Source organism: Janthinobacterium sp. 35, from assembly GCF_002754575.1.
Classification (GTDB): Bacteria; Pseudomonadota; Gammaproteobacteria; order Burkholderiales; family Burkholderiaceae_D; genus Janthinobacterium; species Janthinobacterium tructae.
The window spans coordinates 4,231,029-4,254,358 of the sequence record NZ_PEFN01000001.1 but is presented as its reverse complement, the minus strand read 5'-3'; the positions used below and the strand labels follow the sequence as shown (position 1 = coordinate 4,254,358).

At 63.7% G+C, this 23,330-nt stretch carries 11 protein-coding genes; 3 read left to right on the top strand and 8 right to left on the bottom strand.

Annotated features, from left to right (window positions below; translation table 11 throughout):
• Window positions 1-75: 75 nt before the first annotated feature.
• The 6 genes from CLU93_RS18920 to CLU93_RS18895 form a co-directional block, all read right to left on the bottom strand.
• On the bottom strand, window positions 76-2,463 hold the full coding sequence (locus tag CLU93_RS18920) for a heavy metal translocating P-type ATPase (protein WP_099762865.1): 2,388 nt from the start codon (window positions 2,461-2,463) through the stop codon (window positions 76-78).
• Window positions 2,464-2,535: 72 nt separating this feature from the next.
• Window positions 2,536-3,273 (bottom strand): FecR family protein, encoded by a 738-nt coding sequence (locus CLU93_RS18915; RefSeq protein WP_099762864.1) that lies wholly within the window; start codon window positions 3,271-3,273, stop codon window positions 2,536-2,538.
• A gap of 4 nt (window positions 3,274-3,277) precedes the next feature.
• Entirely contained in the window at window positions 3,278-13,144 is a 9,867-nt protein-coding gene (locus CLU93_RS18910; RefSeq protein WP_099762863.1) for a YDG domain-containing protein, read from the bottom strand.
• A gap of 27 nt (window positions 13,145-13,171) precedes the next feature.
• Window positions 13,172-14,758: a ShlB/FhaC/HecB family hemolysin secretion/activation protein gene (locus tag CLU93_RS18905; protein ID WP_099762862.1), complete on the bottom strand. Its 1,587-nt coding sequence runs from the start codon at window positions 14,756-14,758 to the stop codon at window positions 13,172-13,174.
• Window positions 14,759-14,874: 116 nt separating this feature from the next.
• Complete coding sequence (locus tag CLU93_RS18900; RefSeq protein WP_257225015.1) at window positions 14,875-17,106, bottom strand: CHASE2 domain-containing protein; 2,232 nt, start codon at window positions 17,104-17,106, stop codon at window positions 14,875-14,877.
• Window positions 17,107-17,123: 17 nt separating this feature from the next.
• Complete coding sequence (locus tag CLU93_RS18895) at window positions 17,124-18,767, bottom strand: HD domain-containing phosphohydrolase (RefSeq protein WP_099762860.1); 1,644 nt, start codon at window positions 18,765-18,767, stop codon at window positions 17,124-17,126.
• A 179-nt stretch (window positions 18,768-18,946) separates the two neighbouring features.
• Between CLU93_RS18895 and CLU93_RS18890 the strand changes: the two genes are divergently transcribed.
• The 3 genes from CLU93_RS18890 to CLU93_RS28245 all read left to right on the top strand — a co-directional run bounded on the left by CLU93_RS18890 (window position 18,947) and on the right by CLU93_RS28245 (window position 21,576).
• A complete protein-coding gene (locus CLU93_RS18890; RefSeq protein ID WP_099762859.1) occupies window positions 18,947-19,831 on the top strand; it encodes an MBL fold metallo-hydrolase in 885 nt (294 codons plus the stop codon).
• Window positions 19,832-19,978: 147 nt separating this feature from the next.
• Window positions 19,979-21,310, top strand: coding sequence for an IS4 family transposase (locus tag CLU93_RS18885; protein WP_099764462.1), 1,332 nt, complete (start codon window positions 19,979-19,981; stop codon window positions 21,308-21,310).
• Between the two features lie 95 nt (window positions 21,311-21,405).
• Window positions 21,406-21,576, top strand: a complete 171-nt coding sequence (locus CLU93_RS28245) for a hypothetical protein (RefSeq protein WP_165829518.1) — start codon at window positions 21,406-21,408, stop codon at window positions 21,574-21,576.
• Window positions 21,577-21,644: 68 nt separating this feature from the next.
• Here the strand turns inward: CLU93_RS28245 and CLU93_RS18880 are convergent, their stop codons facing one another.
• Window positions 21,645-22,655: an inorganic phosphate transporter gene (locus tag CLU93_RS18880; RefSeq protein WP_099762858.1), complete on the bottom strand. Its 1,011-nt coding sequence runs from the start codon at window positions 22,653-22,655 to the stop codon at window positions 21,645-21,647.
• Between the two features lie 41 nt (window positions 22,656-22,696).
• The gene (locus CLU93_RS18875) at window positions 22,697-23,323 is read right to left on the bottom strand and encodes a DUF47 domain-containing protein (RefSeq protein WP_010400015.1); all 627 of its coding nucleotides are present in this window, start codon (window positions 23,321-23,323) and stop codon (window positions 22,697-22,699) included.
• Between the last annotated feature and the right edge of the window lie 7 nt (window positions 23,324-23,330).

Sequence of the window (23,330 nt, the reverse complement as noted above, 5' to 3'; positions counted from 1 at the left end):
CGAGCACTGCTAGCAGCGGGCAACACCGCAGAGCGCCGGTTATGGAAGTCAGAAATCACAATAATTTATTGCGACCTACTTAGCTGCATGACTGCGGGCTTTCCAGCGGCGCAGCAACAGGGCATTGCTGATCACGCTGACGGAACTGAAGGCCATCGCCGCGCCCGCCACCATGGGGTTGAGCAGGCCGAAGGCAGCCAGCGGAATGCCGATCATATTGTAGATAAATGCCCAAAACAGATTCTGCCGTATCTTGCTGTAAGTGCGGCGCGAGATATCGATGGCGTCCGCCACCAGGGCCGGATCGCCACGCATCAGCGTGATGCCGGCCGCATGCATGGCCACATCCGTGCCGGTCGACATGGCGATGCCCACGTCGGCGGCCGCCAGCGCAGGCGCATCGTTGATGCCGTCGCCCACCATGGCCACCCTGGCGCCCGCGCCTTTCAATGCGCTGATTTTAGCGGTTTTATCGGCCGGCAGCATTTTCGCCGCCACCGTGTCGATGCCCAGCAGCTTGCCGACGGCGTCGGCGCTGCCCTGGTTGTCCCCGGTCAACATCACCGTGCGGATGCCCAGGCTGTGCAGATGGGCAATGGCCGCCTGCGCATTCGGCTTGACCTGGTCGCTGAAGGCGAACAGCCCCAGCAATTGCGTACCCGAGGCCAGCCAGGAAATCGTGTTGCCCGTGTTTTCCAGGGACAAAGCCTGTGCCGCCAGTGGCGTCATGTCCACGTTTAACTCCTGCATCAGGCGCGAGCTGCCCAGTTTCAACTCCAGGCCATCGACCTGGGCCGCCAGGCCGCGCCCCGGCAAGGCCGACAGACCAGTGGCTGGCAAGGGGGCGATGTGGCGCGCACTGGCCGCATCCAGTACGGCGGTGGCAAGGCTGTGCTCGCTACCGCGCTGGATGCTGGCCGCCAGTTGCAGCAGCCGTGCCTCGTCGATGCCATGCGCATGCAGGGCCGCCAAGGCGGGCTTGCCCACCGTCAGGGTGCCCGTCTTGTCGAATACGACGGTATCGACGGCGTGCGCCACTTCCAGCGCTTCCGCATCCTTGATCAGGATGCCGTAACGGGCCGCCACCCCCGTGCCGGCCATGATGGCAGTCGGCGTGGCCAGGCCCAGCGCGCACGGGCAGGCGATGACCAGCACGGCCACGGCATTGATAATGGCATTTTCCAGCTCGCCGGTCGCGAACCACCAGCCCAGCATGGTCAGCAGCGCCAGCACCAGCACCACGGGAACAAAAATCGCGCTGACCTTGTCGACCAGATGCTGGATCGGCGCCTTGGCCGCCTGCGCGTCTTCCACCAGGCGAATGATGCGCGACAAGGTCGTCTCGCCGCCCACGGCTTGCGTGCGCACCAGCAACAAGCCATCGGCATTGATGGCGCCGCCCGTCACCTTGTCGCCCGGATGCTTATCGACCGGCAAGCTTTCACCCGTGATCAGCGACTCGTTGACCTGGCTGGCGCCTTCCACCACCACGCCATCGACAGCCACCCGTTCACCGGGGCGGATGACCACCAGGTCGCCCACTTTCACCTGTTCCACGGGCAAGTCGATCTCGATGCCGTCGCGCCGTACGCGGGCCGATTCCGGACGCAGCACTTGCAGCGCGCGGATGGCCGAGGCCGTCTGGCGCTTGGCGCGGCTTTCCAGCCATTTGCCCAGCAACACCAGGGTGATGACGACGGCTGACGCTTCGAAGTACAGGTGCGGCAAGATCTCGCCCGCCGTCAGCCATTGATAGACGGACAAGCCATATGCGGCACTCGTGCCCAGCGCCACCAGCAAGTCCATATTGCCGCTGCCGGCGCGCGCCGCTTTCCAGCCCGCCTTGTAAAAGCGCGCGCCAAAGTAAAACTGCACGGGCGTGGCCAGCGCGAATTGCAGCCAGCCTGGCAACATCAGATGGATGCCGGCCCATTCCAGCAGCATGGGCAGCATCAATGGGAAGGCCAGCACGGCCGCGAACGCCACTTTCATGCCGTCGCGGTTGGGCACGGCGGCGGGCGCGCCGGCCCGGCTGGCGGCAGGCAGCGTGGCGGCATAGCCGGCCTTGTCGATGGCGGCGATCAGGGTGCCCGCTGCCACACCGCCCGTCACCTTAATGCGCGCGCTTTCCGTGGCCAGGTTGACGCTGGCGGCCAGCACGCCCGGCACTTTCAGCAGGGCTTTTTCCACCCGGCCCACGCACGAGGCGCACGTCATGCCGGCCACCAACAGGTCGATGTCCGTGCTGGCCAGCGCATAGCCGGCCTTGTCCACCGCCGCCTGCAAGGTGGCCAGCGGAACGTTCTGGCTGGACGCCACTCTGGCCGTATCGGTCGCCAGGTTGATGCTGGCGCTGGTCACGCCCGGCACGGCCGCCAGCGCCTTTTCAACGCGGGCCACGCACGAGGCGCAGGTCATGCCTTCGACCGTGAACGATTGCACATAAGGGGAAGCTGGCTGCATGGCGCTGATCCTGTAGATAAGAGGTGATGTCTACAGGATCGGCCCTACCATGATGGGAAGGTCAAGCGGAATTTACCGGACAATGCACTCCGGGCCTTTCGACTCTTCGGACGCAGTGGCTGGCTGACCGAGTGCGCCCAACTTGGACGGCAGCGTAAATTGTGGGCCGGCACTCTTCGGCACCAGCATCGTTGGACTGTTGCCTGTCGGCGTAAAGCCGAACTGGCCGGCGGCGATATCGAGCGTGCCGCCTGGATTGCTGACCACGATTTGTCCGGTGGTCACCGACGTGTACAGCCCTGGCACAAGGGTCGGCCCTGCCGACGGCGCCGTTTTGGGTAGCGACGAGACTGGTGCCGCATAGCCACCGGCGCTGATATATTCGGCAGTAAAATACGTGCCGCGGATGCCGATGGTGGCGACCGGCGTCTTCAGAGAAAACTTTTCCTTGCTGCGCTTGCCCAGCAAGCCCGACAGCGAACGCAAGCCTCCCTTGACCAGGTTGAACGAGGCCTGGTCGCCCTCGGGCTGATCGGCCTGGTAAGCGAACTGCTCGACCACAAAGGTGGTACCAGGCTTCAGGGTAATCTCGCTGTTGTCGATGAATTTCACCAGGGCATAGGTGTTTTTCTCCGTCACAAGCGTATCGCCAGCCTCCACCTCGGACTTGAGCGACAATATCTTGACCTTGCCGTCGGCCTTTTTCGCCATCATCGGCCCGCTCAACTGCGTCACCGTGCCCGCCACCTGGGCGAACGCATGCAGGCTGATGCTCATCAGCACCAGCCACAGCATGGCACCGGCCAGCATCGACCTAGTTGCAATAGGTCTTCTTGATACTTTTTTGAAGTTCATCTGGTGCTTCCTTCGTCGATTCTTTTGATGTCGTGCCCGCCAGCAGCGGCGTGGTCACGTTGTTGGTCTTAGTGAGCTGGTTGAGCGGGTTGTATTGCTCGCTGAGCGCCGGCAAGGTATTGACGGCGCTGATGATGGTGCCTGGCGGCACCACGGGCGTCGTCACCGGCTGGGCCACCAGCACCGAGGCCGGCACGATGACCCGGCCATTCGGCGCCAGCAGCGACACGGGCGCGCCGCGGCTGTTGATGCGCACGGTTTCGGCGGCGGTCAGGTCGCCGTTTTTCGCCAGCACATTGATAGCGCCCGTGGCCTGCACATCGAGGGTGGCTGCGCCGGCAAAGGTGACGCCGGCACCGGCCGTGACCGCGATGGTGCGCGCCGCATTGACGCGCGCGCCATCGCCGAAGGCCACGTCCGTGCTGGCGTCGACGGTGACGTCGTTGCCTTGGACGACACCCAGCACATTGACGGGGCTGTGTGCGATCAGGCTCACGTTGCCGCCGGCAGTGGTGATGGCGTGGCTATCGATGCCACCCGTGCTTTCGATGCGCACATCGCCGGTGCCGGTCGCCAGGCTACCCAGCACCAGAACGTCAGGCGCGCTGGTGCTGGTCAAGGCAATGCCACCGGCGCCGCTGTTGCTGGCGCTGAAGTTCTTGACACGGTTGCCGGCGTCGTTCAGCACGGTACCGGTTTGCGATTGCGTGGCCAGGCTGCCGGCAACCACGGCGCCGCTCTGGCTGATGGCGCCCGCGCCAGCGTTCAGGCTGATGGCATTGGCGGTCAATGCCGCGAAACGCAGGTCGCCGGCGGCCTGGGTCACGGCCAGGTTGCCGCCGATATGGATGGCGCCGGCGCTCTGGTTGAAGCTGTTGCTGACCGTCATATTACCCAGGCCACCCAGCAAGCCGCCGGTCTGCGCATAGTTGGCCACCGTCAGCGCATTATTGACCAGCAGGCTGCCGCCGGTGAGGTTCAGGCCACCGCGCGAGCTCAAGCGATCAAGCACGGTGTCGCCGGCCGCCGCCGTGTACACCACGTTGCCGGTGCTGGCCGCGAAATCGGCCGCCAGCACATTGGCGCCGCTTGGCGCCACGCCGCCTTCCCAGTTGGCGGCGTCGCTCCACAAGCCTCCGGCCGCGCCGATCCAGGTCGACAGGGCGCGCTGGGCAATGCTGGCCTGGACCACGCCGCCGCTCGCGGTCAAAGCGTAGTTGCCGGCATCCGCGCCCGACAAGCCAAAACCGCTGACATTGACCGTCTTGCCGCTGCCATAGTTGCGGTCGGCAAACGTGCCGCTGCCGCCCACCAGGCTGACGGCATCCTGGCCGATCACGCCCGCCACGGTGCCGCTGACATTGGCCACTTGCGTGCCGTCGTACACCTTGTCGCTGGCGCTGACGCTGGCCAGGGTCAATGCCGCGCGGGCAATAGTGGCCGTGGTCGCGCCAGTCGTGTTGGCCAGGCGGTAGTTACCAGCATCGTTACCGGACAGGCTGGCATTCTGTACCGTGATCGTCTTGCCGCTGCCAGCATTCTTGTCGGCAAACGCCGCGCTGGCCGATGCGCTCAGCACATCGCCGGCGATGCGGTCGTCGCTGATCGCCACCTGCGCGCCGGTCACGCCGTCATACACCTTGTCGACACCCGTATAGCCCAGGTTCAGCGCACGCTGCGCGATGCTGGCCATTGCCATGCCACCGCTCGTGCCCAAGGTGTAATTGCCTGCGTCAAGGCCGGACAGACTGGCGTTTTGCACCGTCACGGCTTTGTTGGCACCCGCATTCTTGTCAGCGAATGCGCCGATGGCCGTTGCCGTCAGCACGTCGTTGGCAACACGGTTGTCGGTGATGGCGAGCGTGGCGGAAGTGTTGCCGTCGTAGATCTTGCCTGCGGCCGCAAAGACCAGCGCCAGTTCGCGCTGGGTAATGGCGGCGCTGGTGGCACCGGTGGTCGAGGCCAGCACATAGTTGTCGGCATCCGCACCGGACAGGCTGGCGTTGCGCACCGTCACGCCTTTGTTGGCACCCGCATTCTTGTCGGCGAATGCACCGATGGCGGTTGCCGTCAGCACGTCGTTGGCAACACGGTTGTCGGTGATGGCGAGCGTGGCGGAAGTGTTGCCGTCATAGGTCTTGCCTGCGGCTGCAAAGACCAGCGCCAGTTCGCGCTGCGTGATGGTGGCGCTGGTGGCGCCGGTGGTCGAGGTGAGCACATAGTTGGCCGCATCGGTGCCGGACAGGCTGGCGTTGCGCACCGTCACGCCTTTGTTGGCACCCGCATTCTTGTCGGCGAATTCGCCGCTGGCCGTTGCCGTCAGCACGTCGTTGGCAATACGATTATCGGTAATCGTCAATGACGCGGCGCTGTTGCCGTCATAGGTCTTGCCGGCGGCTGCAAAGACCAGCGCCAGTTCGCGCTGGGTAATCGTGGCGCTGGCAGCGCCGGTGGTCGAGGTGAGTACATAGTTGGTGGCATCCGCACCGGACAGGCTGGCGTTGCGCACCGTCACGGCTTTGGTGGCACCCGCATTCTTGTCAGCGAATGCGCCGATGGCCGTTGCCGTCAGCACGTCGTTGGCGATACGGTTGTCGGTGATGGCGAGCGTGGCGGCGGTGTTGCCGTCATAGGTCTTGCCCGCTGCCGCAAAGCCCAGCGCCAGTTCGCGCTGGGTAATGGCGGCGCTGGTGGCGCCGGTGGTCGAGGCCAGCACATAGTTGTCGGCATCCGCACCGGACAGGCGGGCGTTGCGCACCGTCACGGCTTTGTTGCTGCCGGCATTCTTGTCAGCGAATGCGCCGATGGCCGTTGCCGTCAGCACGTCGTTGGCAACACGGTTGTCGGTGATGGCGAGCGTGGCGGAAGTGTTGCCGTCATAGGTCTTGCCTGCGGCCGCAAAGACCAGCGCCAGTTCGCGCTGGGTAATGGCGGCGCTGGTGGCACCGGTGGTCGAGGCCAGCACATAGTTGTCGGCATCCGCACCGGACAGGCGGGCATTGCGCACCGTCACGGCTTTGGCGGCACCCGCATTCTTGTCAGCGAATGCGCCGATGGCCGTTGCCGTCAGCACGTCGTTGGCAACACGGTTGTCGGTGATGGCGAGCGTGGCGGCGGTGTTGCCGTCGTAGGTCTTGCCTGCCGCCGCAAAGACCAGCGCCAGTTCGCGCTGGGAAATGGCGGCGCTGGTGGCGCCGGTGGTCGAGGCCAGCACATAGTTGTCGGCATCCGCACCGGACAGGCTGGCGTTGCGCACCGTCACGACTTTGTTGCTGCCGGCATTCTTGTCGGCAAATGCGCCGATGGCCGTTGCCGTCAGCACGTCGTTGGCAACACGGTTGTCAGTGATGGCGAGCGTGGCGGCGGTGTTGCCGTCATAGGTCTTGCCTGCCGCCGCAAAGACCAGCGCCAGTTCGCGCTGGGAAATGGCGGCGCTGGTGGCACCGGTGGTCGAGGCCAGCACATAGTTGTCGGCATCCGCACCGGACAGGCTGGCGTTGCGCACCGTCACGGCTTTGGTGGCACCCGCATTCTTGTCAGCGAATGCGCCGATGGCCGTTGCCGTCAGTACGTCGTTGGCAACACGGTTGTCGGTAATCGTCAACGACGCGGCGGTGTTGCCGTCGTAGGTCTTGCCTGCGGCCGCAAAGACCAGCGCCAGTTCGCGTTGCGTGATGGCGGCGCTGGTGGCACCGGTGGTCGAGGCCAGCACATAGTTGTCGGCATCCGCACCGGACAGGCTGGCGTTGCGCACCGTCACGGCTTTGTTGGCACCCGCATTCTTGTCGGCAAATGCGCCGCTGGCCGTTGCCGTCAGCACGTCGTTGGCAACACGGTTGTCGGTGATGGCGAGCGTGGCGGAAGTGTTGCCGTCATAGGTCTTGCCTGCGGCCGCAAAACCCAGCGCCAGTTCGCGTTGCGTGATGGCGGCGCTGGTGGCGCCGGTGGTCGAGGCCAGCACATAGTTGTCGGCATCCGCACCGGACAGGCTGGCGTTGCGCACCGTCACGGCTTTGTTGCTGCCGGCATTCTTGTCAGCGAATGCGCCGCTGGCCGTTGCCGTCAGCACGTCGTTGGCAACACGGTTGTCGGTAATCGTCAACGACGCGGCGGTGTTGCCGTCATAGGTCTTGCCTGCGGCCGCAAAGCCCAGCGCCAGTTCGCGCTGGGTAATGGCGGCGCTGGTGGCGCCGGTGGTCGAGGCCAGCACATAGTTGTCGGCATCCGCACCGGACAGGCTGGCGTTGCGTACCGTCACGGCTTTGGCGGCACCCGCATTCTTGTCAGCGAATGCGCCGATGGCCGTTGCCGTCAGCACGTCGTTGGCAACACGGTTGTCGGTGATGGCGAGCGTGGCGGAAGTGTTGCCGTCGTAGGTCTTGCCTGCGGCCGCAAAGACCAGCGCCAGTTCGCGCTGGGTAATGGCGGCGCTGGTGGCGCCGGTGGTCGAGGCCAGCACATAGTTGTCGGCATCCGCACCGGACAGGCGGGCGTTGCGCACCGTCACGACTTTGTTGCTGCCGGCATTCTTGTCGGCGAATGCGCCGATGGCCGTTGCCGTCAGCACGTCGTTGGCAACACGGTTGTCGGTGATGGCGAGCGTGGCGGCGGTGTTGCCGTCATAGGTCTTGCCTGCGGCCGCAAAGCCCAGCGCCAGTTCGCGCTGGGAAATGGCGGCGCTGGTGGCACCGGTGGTCGAGGTGAGCACATAGTTGTCGGCATCCGCACCGGACAGGCGGGCGTTGCGCACCGTCACGCCTTTGTTGGCACCCGCATTCTTGTCAGCGAATGCGCCGATGGCCGTTGCCGTCAGCACGTCGTTGGCGATACGGTTGTCGGTGATGGCGAGCGTGGCGGCGGTGTTGCCGTCGTAGGTCTTGCCTGCTGCCGCAAAGCCCAGCGCCAGTTCGCGCTGGGTAATGGCGGCGCTGGCGGTGCCGGTGGTCGAGGCCAGCACATAGTTGTCCGCATCGGTACCGGACAGGCGGGCGTTGCGCACCGTCACGGCTTTGTTGGCACCCGCATTCTTGTCGGCGAATGCGCCGATGGCCGTTGCCGTCAGCACGTCGTTGGCGATACGGTTGTCGGTAATCGTCAATGACGCGGCGGTGTTGCCGTCATAGGTCTTGCCGGCGGCCGCAAAGACCAGCGCCAGTTCGCGCTGGGTGATCGCGGCACTGGTGGCGCCGGTGGTCGAGGCCAGCACATAGTTGTCGGCATCCGCACCGGACAGGCTGGCGTTGCGCACCGTCACGGCTTTGTTGCTGCCGGCATTCTTGTCAGCGAATGCGCCGATGGCCGTTGCCGTCAGTACGTCGTTGGCAACACGGTTGTCGGTAATCGTCAACGACGCGGCGGTGTTGCCGTCGTAGGTCTTGCCTGCGGCCGCAAAGACCAGCGCCAGTTCGCGTTGCGTGATGGCGGCGCTGGTGGCACCGGTGGTCGAGGCCAGCACATAGTTGGCGGCATCCGCACCGGACAGGCTGGCGTTGCGCACCGTCACGGCTTTGCTGCTGCCGGCATTCTTGTCAGCGAATGCGCCGATGGCCGTTGCCGTCAGCACGTCGTTGGCGATACGGTTGTCGGTAATCGTCAATGACGCGGCGGTGTTGCCATCGTAGACTTTATTGGCGCCGGCAAAGGCCAGGTTCAAGGTACGTTGCGTGATCTCGGCCGTGCCGATGGCGGTGGCAGCCAGGCTGTAGTTGCCCATCGCGCTGCCGGACAAGGTCAGTTCGCTGAGATTGACGGCCTTGTCGCTGCCGGCGTTCTTGTCGACGAACTGCGCACTGCCGGTCACGCCCACGGTATCGCCGCTGACCGTGTTGCCCAGGCTGAGGGTCGCGTTGGCAAAGCCGAGCTGACCGTCATACACCTTGCTGCCGCTTAAAATAACGCTGAGGGCGCGCGGCGTGATGGCCACGGTGGAGGTACCGGCATAGCTGATATCGTATTGGGTCGACCACAGGCCGCCCAGCGCATAGTTGCCGACATTGCGCGCGTTGCCGTAACTGGCCGTACCGCTGGCTGCCAGGTCGCCATTGAGCAGGCCAATATAGCTGAGCTGGCCGACGCTGGCCACCTGGCCATCATAGACCCGGCTGGCCGCGCCGCTGGCGCTTACCGTCAAGGGTGTCAGGAAAGCCTTCAACAGCGGCGTGGTATGGCCCTCGTAGATGCGCCAGATGGCATTCTGGCCGAAATTGAAGCCGCCGAAGCTGCTTTGCTGCTTCATTTCAGCCGTACTGCGCCCGGCAGATCCGCCGGGGTCGTTCACGGTGCCGGCGCTTTGCGAGTCGAAAAAGGCCGGCCCCACGACCGCGCCCGAATCGGCGCGTCCGACCACTGCACCCACCGTGTCCGGCGCAAAACCGCTGCCCGATACGGCGCCTGAGAAATACAGGCGGCGGGCGCTGCTGCCCGCCACGCTCCAGCCAATCACACCACCCAGATTCTGCTGGCTCGCCGCGCTATCGGCGGACAAGCCGATGGCACCGGTCGCATAGACGTCTTCGATAGCGCCGCCATTGCGTCCGACCAGGCCGCCGACACTGGCGCCGCCGCCCACGGCACCGGTGGCATACGCTTGCGAGATGGTGCCATCGTTATTGCCCACCAGGCCGCCGACCCGTTCGCCGGAAGCCGTGACGGTGCCACTGGCGCGCGCCACGGTGATCGTGCCGCCGCTGTTGTTGTCGCCCACCAGGCCACCGACATTGTTGTTGCCGCTGACGGCCATGCTGCTGCTCACGTTGCTGATCGTGGCGCCACCATTGTTACCCACCACGGCGCCCACGTTATTACCGCCAGTCACGCTGCCGCCCAGCATGGACAGGTTGCGAATGATGCCGCCCTGCGTTCTGGCAAACAGGCCGCTGCCAAAAAACAAGGGGGTGGCGCCGCCGTTGATGGTCAGGCCGCTGATGCTGTGATTGCCGCCGTCGAAAATGCCGGCATAGGCAAATTCGTCGCCACTGAACAGCGGCGCGAAACCGGTGCGACTTTCGCTCAGATTCCAGTTGGCCGTGCCGCTGGCGTCGATATTGGCCACCAGGGCGTAGTTCTTGTTGTAGCCTTGGGTGCCGATGCCTTGCAGGCCGTACACATCGGCAATCCTGTACGGCGTCGCCGCCTCGCCATTGCCCCCCTTCACGCGCAGGAAAGTGCCATTATTGATAGTGAAACTGTGGGCCGTGAATGCGGGCAAACTCGCATTGTTCTGTACCCAGTTGCCACCGTCGAGCACGAACGCGCCACCGACGTTGACGATGCCATAGGCGTTGACGAGCCAGTCCGGTCCGGAGGTACCGGCCCCAATCGTCAGGTCCTTCCCGACAGCTAGCGCGCCGTTCAGGTTGATATTGCCAGCGGTGCGCAGTTCCAGCAGGTTCAGGTTGCTCGATGTGCGCAGATCCAGCGCGCCCTGCAGGTTCAGCGTACCCGCATAGTCGCTGCCGCCGATGGCAATGCTCGGCGCGCTGATGGTTTTCAGTTCGCTGTCGCTCAGGCCCAGGCTGTCGGCGCTGTCCTCCCCGGCGCTGCCGATCTCGATGCTGCCGCTGTTGCTGCGGCGCTTCAGGCTGACCGTCCCGGTCCCGGTTCCGGTCCCGGTTCCGGCGGCGATCGATTGCGCCGCGCCGCCCAGGCTCATGTTATCGGCCACCAGGCTGACCGTGGCATCGGCAGACAGGCCACCGCCACTGGCGACAATGACGTTGCTGGCCTTCACATTGAGCGCACTGCCAGCCTGGCGCATGGCCAGCTTGCTCGAGGCGGTCAGGGTGCCGCCGGTTTTCAGGTTCAGGGTCGCGATGCTGCTGCTCGGGTCGAGGTTCACCGGACCGCTGATGGTGATATTGCCGGAACTGGCGTCGCCGATATTGATGGTGCCGGCGGCAACGCGGTTGAGCTCGTCGTTCGTCAAGGCCAGCGCCGTATCCGATTGGCTGCCAAGCTCGATCTGGCGGCCATCGCTCAGCGGCTTGAAGGTGAGCGCGGCCTGGTTGCTGGTGCCGCGGAAATTGAGGTTGCCGGAAAAATGGATATTGTCCGCCTGCAGCAGCACCGTCTGTCCGGACGCGCCGCTGCCAGCCAATTGATCGCCGGAGCCTTGCAGGTCGATGGCACCGCCCGCCAGGTTGCTTTTCAAGCTCAGCTTGCCGCTGCCGACATTGACCGTACCGCCACCGGCAATGTCGCTGATAATGCTGGCGCCCGACAGCGCAACGGTCCCGCTGTTGGTGCTGATGGCCGCGTTCAGGTAGACATTGGCGTTGGGGCCGTTGGCCTGGTTGCTGATGGCGTCGTTGGCCGATAGCGTCACCTCGCCGCGCTGGGTGGTGATCGGCGCATTCACATAAATGCTCTCGCCGGCGATGGCGATCAATCCGGCGTCTTCGTAGCCCATGCTGATGGCGCTGCTGAAAGTGATGCTGTGCGTTGCCTGCAAGGTGACAGTGCTGCTGGCGCTGGAGATCGTGTCAGCGCCGATGGTGGTGTCGGACGGCTCTTCGGAAAATTGGTCGAAGTCTTCCAATTGGCCGTGGTAGCCGCCGACCACTTCGATATCGTAAGGGTCGAGCAGCCAGTTGCCGCGCTTGCCACGGCGCGCACTGGTGTCGACGCGGATGCCGTCGACCGCCAGGTAATGACCTGACGTTTCCACCAGGCCGCCATTGCCCGAGGCCGCGCCGCCGCGCGCCGAAATGCTGCCGAACACGCGCGCCGTCTCGTTACCCCAGACGATGACCTTGCCGCCGTCGCCGCTTTGATTCGCGTCGGCGGCGATGGTGGCATCCTTGCCGACGGCCACCTGGCGCGCATTGGCAATCGCCGGGTTCTTGCCCTGGTAGTCGCCGCCCAGCAGCACCGTGCCGCCGCCCGTGGCGCCGCTGGCGTCCACTCTGGCGTTGCCTTGCATGCCGATCTGGTCGCCCAGCACGGTAATCTCGCCGCCCTTGCCCGCCGCACTGGTGGCGCTGGTGACGCTGCCGTTTTCCAGCAATGTCTTGCCGCTGGCTTTCAACACGATCTTGCCATTCTCTCCCACCACCGCGCTATTGGCGTTGAGCACGCCACGCTGGTTCAGCAGCGCGCCCGCCATGCCGATGCGCCCGCCCTGCGCCACGATCTGGCCCACATTGATGGCCTGGTCCGCGGGGGCCGACAGCACCACGCGCAAGTCGGGGTTGGCGGCGTCGGCCAGTTGCACGCTGTGACCGGCGGCCAGCAGCACGTCGCCGTTCGGCGCGGTGATGATGCCGCTGTTTTCCACGTTCGGCGCGATCAGCAGAATCTGCCCGCCGCTGCCGGCATGGATGGTTCCCTGGTTGATGACGGCGCCGGCCTGCTCGCCGGCATTGAAATGCATCTTGCCGGCCAGGAAATCCTGGTTCGACAGCGCCAGACTGGACGCCACCAGGCCCGCCACGTCGACCCGCGCATCACGGCCGAACAGCACGCCGTTCGGATTGATCAGGAAGACCTTGCCGTTCGATTGCAGCGAGCCTAGGATCTTGCTGGGGTCTTGTCCCGTAATGCGGTTGAGTACGCTACTACCGGCGCTTTGCTGGAGAAAGCGCGTGATTTCGCCCGGATTGACGGAAAAGCTCTGCCAGTTGATGATGGTATTGGGCGTGTTCGTGATCGTAAACAGATTGCCCTGCTGGTTGAACGTGGCCTGGCCATGCACCACTTGCGGCAAGACCGGATTGGCGTGGGCGGCGCTGAAACAGGCGGCAATCAGGAGCGCCAGCGCGGTGCGGCGCAGCGGCGGCTCGACAGGGCCGCCAGCAGGCACGCTGCGCAATGGTTTTTGTTTGGTCATGGTGTTTTATCCTTGGAACTCAGTACATCAGTACGACAGCGCAACTCTGAAATGCAGGCGGTTGGCGTCGCGGTGCCCCGTCTGGCCGGGGTTGACCACATGCGCATAGTCCAGTTGCAGGTTGGCGTAGCGGTTCAGCAGGATGCGCAGGCCCAGGCCGGTTGAACCGATCGCCATGCTGTCGATTTCGCCGGGCAAGGCATGATTGCGGCGCACCCAACCCGTGTCATAAAACGCCAGCGCGCGGCACTGGTAGCCGCCATCGCCGCACCAGTTCGGCGTGTACAGTTCCAGATTCAGGTTGGCGCCGGAATCGTTCGCCACTTCGCGTTCCAGGAAGCCGCGCACCGTGGCCGCGCCACCGACGCCGAACTGCTCGCCCGGCACCAGCGCATCGGGCGTGTACTGGCCGTTGAACAACGCGCGCCATTGCCAGTCGTTGTCCAGCACCTGGGCATGGCTGGCGCTCAGGCGCAAGGTGCTGTAGCCGGCCTTGGCGCCGACACGTGCCAGCGTAAAATCCTGCTGGCTGCCATTCTTGCCGCCGGGAATATTGCGCGCCAGGGTCAGGCCCACGCTGGCCTCGCCACGTGGCAAGCTCCAGGCGCCGATATAGGCGATGCTGACGGGGTGCACCGTCACGTTGGTGCCCAGTTCCATGCCGAAGAACTGCAGGCTGTTGCGGTAGGCCTTGAAGTCCAGGCCATACACCAGCTTGGGTTCATAGTTGTCGCGCTTGCCGAAGTTCTGGTTGTAGCGCGCACCGGCGGTGGTGCCGCGGCCGCTGACGGCCAGGTCGAAGATACCGGCCGCGACGCTGCCCGAATCGACGTTCGAATAACTGGCAAAAAAGTCCAGCGAGTCGCCCAGCGCATACAGCGGCACGTGGTAGCCGAGGCCGTACACCCCGACCTGGTTGGCGTGCTCGATCGAGGTGGTGTATTGCAGGCTGGCCACATGATCGCGGCCCCACAGGTTGGCATGCTGCAGCACCACGCCGGCGTGGGTCTTGCCGGAGTCCTTGCTGCCGGTATTGTCGAGGTTGAGCGTGGCTTTCCAGGCGCGTTCGTCCGCCACCGCAATGCTGGCGTCGAGCGTGCCGTCGGCCTCGCCGGTAGCCAGCTTGACTTCGAGCTTGCGCGCCGGATTTTCATTCGCCAGCTTCAGGCTTTGCCCCAGGGCCGCCATGTTCGGCGTCTGCCCTTCGACCAGGGCCGGCAAGGCGCGCCGTACATTGGCGTCATCGACATACTGGTTGCCACTGATGGCCACCTTGCCAAGCTGCGTCTGCACCACTTCCAGGCGCACGGCGCCATGCGCCAGCTCCTGTTCCGGCAAGGCCACCTGCACCAGCGTGTAGCCGCGCGCGCGGTAGGCGTTTTCCAGTGCCTCGACGGCTTGCTGGATGGCGCCAAAGTCGCGCTGCCGGCCGGCGAACGGCGCCACCAGCGATTGCACCAGTTGCGGCCCCAGCAGGGTGTCGCCGCTGACCTCGTAGCGGGCAATATCAAACAGCGGGACGGCACTGTCGGCGGCGGTGGTTTGGGCGTTTGCGCATGCCGCGCAGAACAACAGCGCGGAACCTGCAAGCAGGCGCACCAGACGATAATTCATGAGAGAGAGTTCTTGTGGTTGCATGGCCAGCCATGCGCGGCTGGGCCATCAATTAATTAAAAGCAAAGTTTAGACGGATTTTGATTTCCAGTCAGAAATATCTCCGCTGGCGATGCTTACTTGGTCTCGAAGTTGGTCACACCATCCCAGTCTTCGCCAGGCGGCGTTGCGCGATACTGGCGCAGGCGTCCGGCGTACAGCCGGCGCAGCCCATCGCCTGGCAGTTCCGATAAGATTGCCTCTGCGCCATCCCAGTCGAGCGCACGCAACAGTTCCAGCACGCGCGACCAACGCGCCAGCAGCGCCAGTTCGCCGGCATCGGCTTCGGCCAGCAGGCAGCGCGGCTCGAAAATGGCCACCGGTTCGGTCTTGCCCTTGACCCGCACGCGGTCCAGTTCGCGGTAGGCGAATTGCGGCGCTTGCGCACGCGTGAATTCGCTCACTGCGATGCCCACGCCATACACTTTGGTCATGCCTTCCAGGCGCGCGCCCAGGTTGACGGCGTCGCCCATCACGGTATACGCGCGGCGGATGCGCGAGCCCATGTCGCCCACATGCATCAGGCCACTGTTGAGGCCGATGCCGATCTGCAGCGCCGGCCAGCCGCGCGCCTGGAATTGCTGGTTCAATCGACCGGCGCTGCGCTGCATCAGCAGGGCGCTGGCCACGGCACGGCCCGCATGATCGGGAAACGCCACCGGCGCCCCCCAGAACGCCATCACGGCGTCGCCGATATATTTGTCCAGCGTGCCGCCGTGGCTGTCGCGGATGTCTTCCGACATGGCCGTCAGGTACAGGTTGATATATTCGCGCAACTGCTGCGGCGTCATCTGTTCCGAAATGGCCGTAAAGCCGCGCACGTCGGCAAACAGCACCGTCAGCTCGCGGCTTTCGCCATCCATGCTGTAGCGGCCGGGATTGTCAGCCATCTGCGCCACCAGTTCCGGCGCCACGTACTGGCCGAAGCGCGCCACCAGCGCCCTGCCCTTGCGCACTTCGAAAAAATAGCCCCAGGCCAGATTGGCGACGAACAGCGCCGCGATCAACAGCAGCAACACGGCAACATCGAGCGCCGCGTCGAAGTAGCGATACAAGCACCAGTTCAGGCCCAGCGCGCCGGCCAGCGCCGCGCCTGCCAGCAACACGGCCGCCGCCGGCGTGGCCAGCGCCAGTGCGCCGCCGAGCAGCAAGCCCAGCAGCACCACCTGGCCGAACTCGATCGCCAGCGCATAGTCGGGGCGCGACTTGAAATGGCCGTCAAGGATGGATTTGATCAGGTTGGCGTGCACTTCCACACCGGGAAACTCTGCATTGACGGGCGTGGCGCGAATATCGTTCAGGCCGGCAGCTGTGGTGCCCACCAGCACGATGGCGCCGTGCAGCACGTCCGTCGGCACCGTCCCCATCAGCACGTCGGCCGCCGACACATAGCGGAAGGCGCCACCGTCCGGGCCGCCCTTGCCGCGAAACTCGATGGTGGTGGTCAAGGCTTCGCCGACCGGGATATCGAGGCGTCCGCGCGGCGTAAATACGGCGATGCGGTCCAGGCCGCCGTGCTCGCGCTCGGCCTCGGACAACGTGTCGGCGGTCTGGCCGAACACGGGCGCGATCGCGCGCGCCTTCAGGTACACGCTGGCCGTGGCCAGCGACAGCGACGGGTAATACGCGTCGCCGATGCGCGCAAGCAGGGTCGATGAGCGCAGCACGCCGTCCCTGTCGGTCAGGGCCGTGAAGATGCCGGCCCCTTGCGCCGCCTGTTGCAGCTGCGCCAGGTTGGCTGCGTAGCCGGGCGACGTAAACGCCGTCACCGTGCGCCCGTTCAGATCAAGCACGCTGAACGCCGGCTTGGGCAGCATGCCTTTCTTTTGCCGGTCCGACACGCTATAGCCCAGCACCACCGGCTGGCCGCGCATCGCCTCGGCAAACAGGGCGTCGTAATCCATCTGCGGTTTCAGGCGTTCCAGCTGCTCGCTCAAGCCCGGCACGCCGGCCAGTTCGCCCTTGGCCAGGTCGGCCAGCACGCCATAGCCGGAACTGCTGTCGGGTTCGGGAAACGAGATATCGAAGCCGAGCGCGGCCACGCCATAGTGGCCCGTCAATTGCGTCACCAGCCGCGCCTGCACGTCGCGGCCCCACGGATAGCGGCCGATCTGGTTCAGGCTTTTTTCATCGATATCGACGATCACGATGCGCTTGTCGAGCTGCGGCACTTCGGCACGCATGCGCATGTCGCCCAGCATGGCGTCCAGCCGGCCCAGGGTATCGACGCCGAACAGGCCGATGCTGGCGCAGGCGGCCAGCAGCGTCAACAGCGCGCCCAGCAGCAGCCGCGCGCCATGCTTTTTCATTACCGCAAGCCAGCGCATCAGGGTACGTAACCGGGAATGGCCGCCTCGTCGATGGCGTCGATCTGTTCGGGATGCATGTGCTGCCGGGCAAACGCCAGGTACACCTTGCTGCGAATAAAGACATCGAACAGGTCGGGATCGATATGCCCGTTCAGGCTGAAGTGGCCCAGGATGCGCAGCGACTCGGACAGCGACTTGCCCTTTTTATAGGGACGGTCGCGCGCCGTCAGCGCCTCGAAAATATCGGCGATCGCCATCAGCCGCGCCGGCACCGACATCTGCTCGCGCGTCAGCCCGCGCGGATAGCCCTTGCCATCCATGCGTTCATGGTGGCCGCCCGCGTATTCCGGCACCTTTTGCAAATGCTTGGGCCACGGCAATGCTTCGAGCATGCGGATCGACACCGCAATATGGTTGTTGATGATCTTGCGCTCGGCATCGGTCAGGGTGCCGAAACGGATCGTCAGATTCTCCAGCTCATTGGCGTCAAGGAAATCGCGCTCGACACCGTCAGGGCCGGTCCAGCGCCGCGCCGCGATCGTGCGCACCCGTTCCTGGTCGGCCGGCGACATGCCTTCGCCGCCGATATTGGCATGGCGTAAAAAGTCGCGCTCTTCGCGCATCGCCATTTGCTGCTGGTGCAATGCTTGCGCGATCTCCTGCCGGCGTTCGGGAGCGGCCAGTTGTGCTTTTAATGCGGCAATTTCCACGTCGCGCAGCAGTACTTCGAAGCGCGTGTCGATCAGGTGGATGCGGTCATGGATGGTTTCCAGCTTGGTGGCCTTGTCGACCACGTGCACCGGGGTGGTGATCTTGCCGCAATCGTGCAAGAGGCCAGCCAGCCACAGCTGCTTGCGTTCGTTCTCGCTCAGCTTGAAATCGGCCATCGGCCCCGTCTCGACCGCATGCACGGCGTCGGCCAGCATCATGGTCAGTTGCGGCACGAACTGGCAATGGCGGCCCGTGTACGGCGACTTTTCATCGATGCCGATATTGATCAGGTTGACCAACGACTCCAGCAATTGTTCCAGCTGGCGCAGCAGCAATTGATTGGTCAGCGCCACCGCCGCCTGCGCCGCCAGCGCCTCGATAAAGCGCTGGTCGGTGGCGGAAAACGCCTGCACCGCGCCGGTCGCGCGATCCTGGGCATTGATCAATTGCAGCACACCGATCAGCTCACCTTCATGATCGCTCATCGGCACCGTCAGGAAGGATGTGGAACGGTAGCCATAATGGCCGTCAAAGGCGCGCATCCCCGAGAAATTGAATTCGCCCGACTGATACACATCGTCGATATTGACCGACACGCGGCGATGCGCGGCATACGCCGCCACCGATGCCAGGTTGGGCGCGCCGTCTTCCAGCCACAGCGCCACGCCCGGCACGCCGACGGCCACGCCGGCGCTGGCGCCCTGGCGCAGTCCCAGGCTATCGTTGATACTGATATGAAATTCCAGGCTGTGCCCATCGGCGCTGGGACGGTACAAGGTGCCGCCGTCGGCGCCCGTCATGTCCTTGGCGACCAGCACGATGCGTTCGAGCAGGGGCGTGATATCGCCGCCGTGCAGCATGCCTGCCGCCGCGCCACGGCCCAGTTCGACGCTCAGTTCAGTCAGCTGGTCGAGCCGCTGGGCGATTTGCTCGGGGTGCAGCTGGAGCATGATGGAGGACTGGGGAAGTGGCAACAACCGCAAGTGTACCGTTGCCAGCTGCCGGCTGTACATTACAAAAAGGCAACAACTGAAAATAGATTTCCGAAGCGCAACAACTATTAAAAATGCCGTTTCTTGCCCGACAATTAGAATAGAATCAACAATCGTTACACTATAACAAGGCAGCGATGAAATTCACCTTCAGGGGCGTGCGCGGTTCGATCCCCTCGCCCGGCCCGCACACGGTGCGCTACGGCGGCAACACGACCTGTATTGAAGTGCGCACGGCCAGCGGCGCCCTGCTGGTACTCGATGGCGGCAGCGGCATCTTTGCCCTGGCCGGCGCACTGCCGCCAGGACCCGCCACGGCCCACATCCTGATCACCCACAGCCACTGGGACCATATCCACGGCCTGCCCATGTTCGCCCCGCTGTTCATCCGCGGCAGCCGCGTGCGCCTGTATGGCGCGGCGGACGCGGCCGGCAATGGCATCGAACACGTGATGGCCACGCAGCTGCAGAACAATTATTTTCCCGTCAGCGAAGCGGCCATGGCGGCCGAGATCGACTACCGCACCCTGGCCGTCGGCGAGCGCGCGGACGTGGCCGACGCCGTGGTGACGAATGCCAGAATGAACCACCCGGTGATCAACCTCGGCTACCGCATCGAGTCCGGCGGCGCCTCGCTGTTTTTCAGCGGTGACCATGAACCGTTCGACAATCCGCATGCCAGCGGCTCGCCCGCCTATGCGGCCTGCCAGGCCATGATCGCGCAGCGCCAGGCCGCCATCGACCAGACCATTGCCGGCGTCGACGCGCTGATCATGGACTGCTCGTACACGCGCGACGAATACGAAACCAAGCGCGGCTGGGGCCACGGCACCTTCGACGGCGCGTTTGAACTGGCCCTGCGCTGCGGCGCCAAACGGCTGTATTGCACCCACCATGAACCGGGCCGCAGCGACGATCAATTGGAAGCGGCTTTTGCCGATGTGATGGCGCGCTTTGCCGGGCGGCTGGGGGCGTTGCAGGTGTTCCTGGCGGCCGAGGGCATGACCGTAGAGCTGGGCTAAGAGCTACCCCTTTAAAGGTGCGTCGTCACAGATGAGATAAAACCTGCACTCTTTGTCGCAAACATCATCTAACTGGGACAGGAGGAAACTGCCATGATGATGAATGCTGTGGTATCGCACTGCGCAAAAATCAGCCCGCTGACTGTAATGGCAAGGCTGGCGCTGCAACGTGCCCTCGACCCTGCTTGGGTCGATGCACTTTTCGAGCGTGAACGTGGCGCCCAATACCAGAGGGAGCTACTGTTCTCGACGACAGTCGAACTGATGTCCGTGGTCGCAGTTGGGCTGCGGCCATCGCTTCACGCTGCAGCGCAGGCTTACCCTGATTTGCCTGTTTCGGTGCAAGCTTTATATGACAAGGTCAAGCATACCGAGCCGAACCTGGTACGGGCTCTGGTCACCGGCAGCGTCGAGCGCCTTGGAGATGTGATCACGCCATTTTTGCAGGGGAATGCACCGCTGGTTCCGGGTTACCGCACCCGAATCGTGGACGGTAACCATTTGCCTGCAAGCGAAAAGCGGTTGAAGCCTTTACGCGCCTTTCGCGGCGCCGCATTGCCTGGCCAGTCCCTTGTGGTGTATGACCCTGATTCGGGCCTGGTCGTCGATATGGAGCCTTGCGAAGATGCACACTCGCAGGAACGCGCCGTGATGCCGCCGCTACTAGAGCGTTCGCATCCGGGCGACCTGTGGATTGCTGATCGCAACTTCAGCACGCGCATGATCCTGTCCGAATGGGATCGCCGTGGGTGTGCCTTCATCGTGCGTGAGCACGGTCGTACGCCCAATCCGGCACCGCTCGACGAGCTGACATATCGAGGGAGAATCGCGACCGGCGCCGTCTTTGAACAGTGCGTTGCCATCCCTGGAGCTACAGGACAGAAGGTAGCATTACGTCGTATTGAACTGCAACTTTACAAGCCCACTGACGATGGCGAAATGATGCTCCGATTACTGACGAATCTACCAAAAGAGCATTTCAGCGCACGTGCCATTGCTCGCCTATACAGCAAGCGCTGGCGGATCGAGACAATGTTCCAGCGGCTCGAATCGGTCTTGCACAGTGAAGTCAAGACTCTCGGACACCCGCGCGCAGCCCTGTTCGCGTTCGGCACCGCGATCCTGGCCTATAACGTGCTGACTGTCTTGCAGCGCGCGGTAAGCACCGCGCATGACTTGGTTGCCAGCGGCATTGAGCTATCGCCGTTTTATGTGGCCGTGGAGGTACGAGCGCACTATGCCGGCATGGTGATGGCTGTGCCAACCAAAGCATGGCGGCGCTACGACGCCATGTGTGCATCAGAGCTGAGCAAATTACTGCTTCAGATTGCCGCTTACGCCAAACCAAAAACGCTGCGCAAACACCCTCGCGGCCCGAAAAAAACAGCGAAAAAAGGCTACGTGGCCGGTGCTGTTGCCAGACGCCACGTATCAACGGCACGGGTATTAAAAGACGGGGCTGTCAATGTACACCTTTAAAGGGGTGGCCCTAAGACCTGTGTATGTTGGGTAGCGAACGGTGAAGCCGGCGCAAGCGCAGCATGATGACTGCTTGTTTATTCAAGGAGACTGCCATGACCCAGCAAAGCGAAAAAGCGCGCGAACAGCAGCAGCGCGAAGATCAGCAAGCCCAGCATGAAGCGAACAAGAGCCGCCAGCAGGCCGAGCAGGACAAGGGCGCGATCCGCCAGAACGACGGCCTGAAACCGCACCAGGGTGGCGACAAGGGTCCGCGCGGCCAGTAATGCTGACCACCGGACAGATAAAAAAAGGGAGCCTGGAAGGCTCCCTTTTCAATCGCGACGGTACTTCATCACATGATGTGGTGGCCAATCCACCAGGCGACTGCGGCGACAAACGCCGACGCGGGAATCGTGAAGATCCAGGCCCAGACGATGTTGCCCGCGACACCCCAGCGCACGGCCGACATTTTTTGTGCCGAGCCGACGCCGACGATGGCGCCCGTGATGGTGTGCGTGGTCGACACGGGAATGCCCAGCGCCGTCGAGACGAACAGGGTGATGGCACCGCCCGTTTCGGCGCAGAAGCCGCCGACGGGTTTCAACTTGGTGATCTTCTGGCCCATGGTCTTGACGATGCGCCAGCCGCCGAACAGCGTACCGAAGCTGATGGCCGTGTAGCACGAGATGATGACCCACAGCGGCGGCATGGCATCGGCCGCGTTCGAGTAACCGGCGGCGATCAGCAGCATCCAGATGATGCCGATGGTCTTTTGCGCATCATTGCCGCCGTGGCCCAGGCTGTAGGCGGCCGCCGATACCAGTTGCAAACGGCGGAACCACTTGTCGACCTTGCGCGGCGTCGAGCGCACGAAGATCCACGACACCATCAGCATCATGATCGAGCCGAACACAAAGCCCAGCACGGGTGCGATGACGATGAAGGCGACGGTTTTCCACAGGCCGGCCGCGACCAGCGCGCCCGTGCCGGACTTGGCGACAGCGGCGCCCACCAGGCCGCCGATCAGGGCGTGCGAGGACGACGATGGAATGCCGTAGTACCAGGTAAACAAATTCCAGAAGATGGCGCCCATCAGCGCGCCGAAGATCACATACTGGTCGATCACCGTCGGGTCGATCGTGCCCTTGCCCACCGTGGCGGCCACGGTCAGCTGGTGGAACACGAAGATGGCGACGAAGTTGAAGGTGGCAGCCATGGCAACGGCGGTCTGCGGTTTCAATACGCCCGTCGAGACCACCGTGGCGATCGCGTTGGCGGCATCGTGGAAGCCGTTCATGAAGTCAAACAGCAGCGCGAGGACGATCAACATGCCTAGCACGTAGATGCTGATTTGTATGGTCATTGTAGTTTCTTTTCTGATTCTGGTTCAGGACAGCCCAACGCTTACGCGTTTTCGACGATGATGCCTTCGATAATATTGGACACATCTTCGCAACGGTCGGTCACGGTTTCCAGAATCTCGTAGATCGCTTTAAGCTTGATCAGGTTGCGCACGTCCGGCTCATCGCGGAACAGCTTGGACATGGCGGCGCGCATCACGTGATCGGCGTCCGATTCCAGGCGGTCGATCTCTTCACAGATGGCGACGATCTTGCGCGAGTTGTCCATGTTGTGCAGCATGGCGACGGCGTCGCGCACTTTTTCGGTACAGGCCAGCACCAGTTCGGCCAGGCGCTTGGCTTCCGGCGTGACAGCTTTCAGGTCGTACAGCGAGACGGTTTGCGCCGCATCTTCCAGCAGGTCGAGGATGTCGTCCTGGCGCGTGATCAGCTGATGGATGTCGTCGCGGTCGATCGGCGTGATGAAGGTCTTGTGCAGCATTTCCACGGTGGCGTAAGTGACTTTGTCCGCCTGTTTCTCGATGCTTTCGATCGCATGCACGCGGTTTTCCAGGTCATCGAAATTGGTCATCAGGCCGAGCATTTCTTTAGCGCCCTTGACGCACAGTTCCGCGTGCTGGTTAAACAATTCAAAAAACTTGCCCTCAGTGGGCATCAAGCGTCCAAACATGTCATTC

Excerpts from the sequence above, each read along its gene's own strand:
- CLU93_RS18885 (WP_099764462.1), top strand. The coding sequence starts at position 19,979 with ATGGCAAGGCTGGCGCTGCAACGTGCCCTCGACCCTGCTTGGGTCGAT.
- CLU93_RS18915 (WP_099762864.1), bottom strand. The coding sequence starts at position 3,273 with ATGCTGGCCGGTGCCATGCTGTGGCTGGTGCTGATGAGCATCAGCCTG.
- CLU93_RS18910 (WP_099762863.1), bottom strand. The coding sequence starts at position 13,144 with ATGACCAAACAAAAACCATTGCGCAGCGTGCCTGCTGGCGGCCCTGTC.
- CLU93_RS18875 (WP_010400015.1), bottom strand. The coding sequence starts at position 23,323 with ATGTTTGGACGCTTGATGCCCACTGAGGGCAAGTTTTTTGAATTGTTT.
- CLU93_RS18920 (WP_099762865.1), bottom strand. The coding sequence starts at position 2,463 with ATGCAGCCAGCTTCCCCTTATGTGCAATCGTTCACGGTCGAAGGCATG.
- CLU93_RS18895 (WP_099762860.1), bottom strand. The coding sequence starts at position 18,767 with ATGCTCCAGCTGCACCCCGAGCAAATCGCCCAGCGGCTCGACCAGCTG.
- CLU93_RS28245 (WP_165829518.1), top strand. The coding sequence starts at position 21,406 with ATGACCCAGCAAAGCGAAAAAGCGCGCGAACAGCAGCAGCGCGAAGAT.
- CLU93_RS18890 (WP_099762859.1), top strand. The coding sequence starts at position 18,947 with ATGAAATTCACCTTCAGGGGCGTGCGCGGTTCGATCCCCTCGCCCGGC.
- CLU93_RS18880 (WP_099762858.1), bottom strand. The coding sequence starts at position 22,655 with ATGACCATACAAATCAGCATCTACGTGCTAGGCATGTTGATCGTCCTC.
- CLU93_RS18905 (WP_099762862.1), bottom strand. The coding sequence starts at position 14,758 with ATGAATTATCGTCTGGTGCGCCTGCTTGCAGGTTCCGCGCTGTTGTTC.
- CLU93_RS18900 (WP_257225015.1), bottom strand. The coding sequence starts at position 17,106 with ATGAAAAAGCATGGCGCGCGGCTGCTGCTGGGCGCGCTGTTGACGCTG.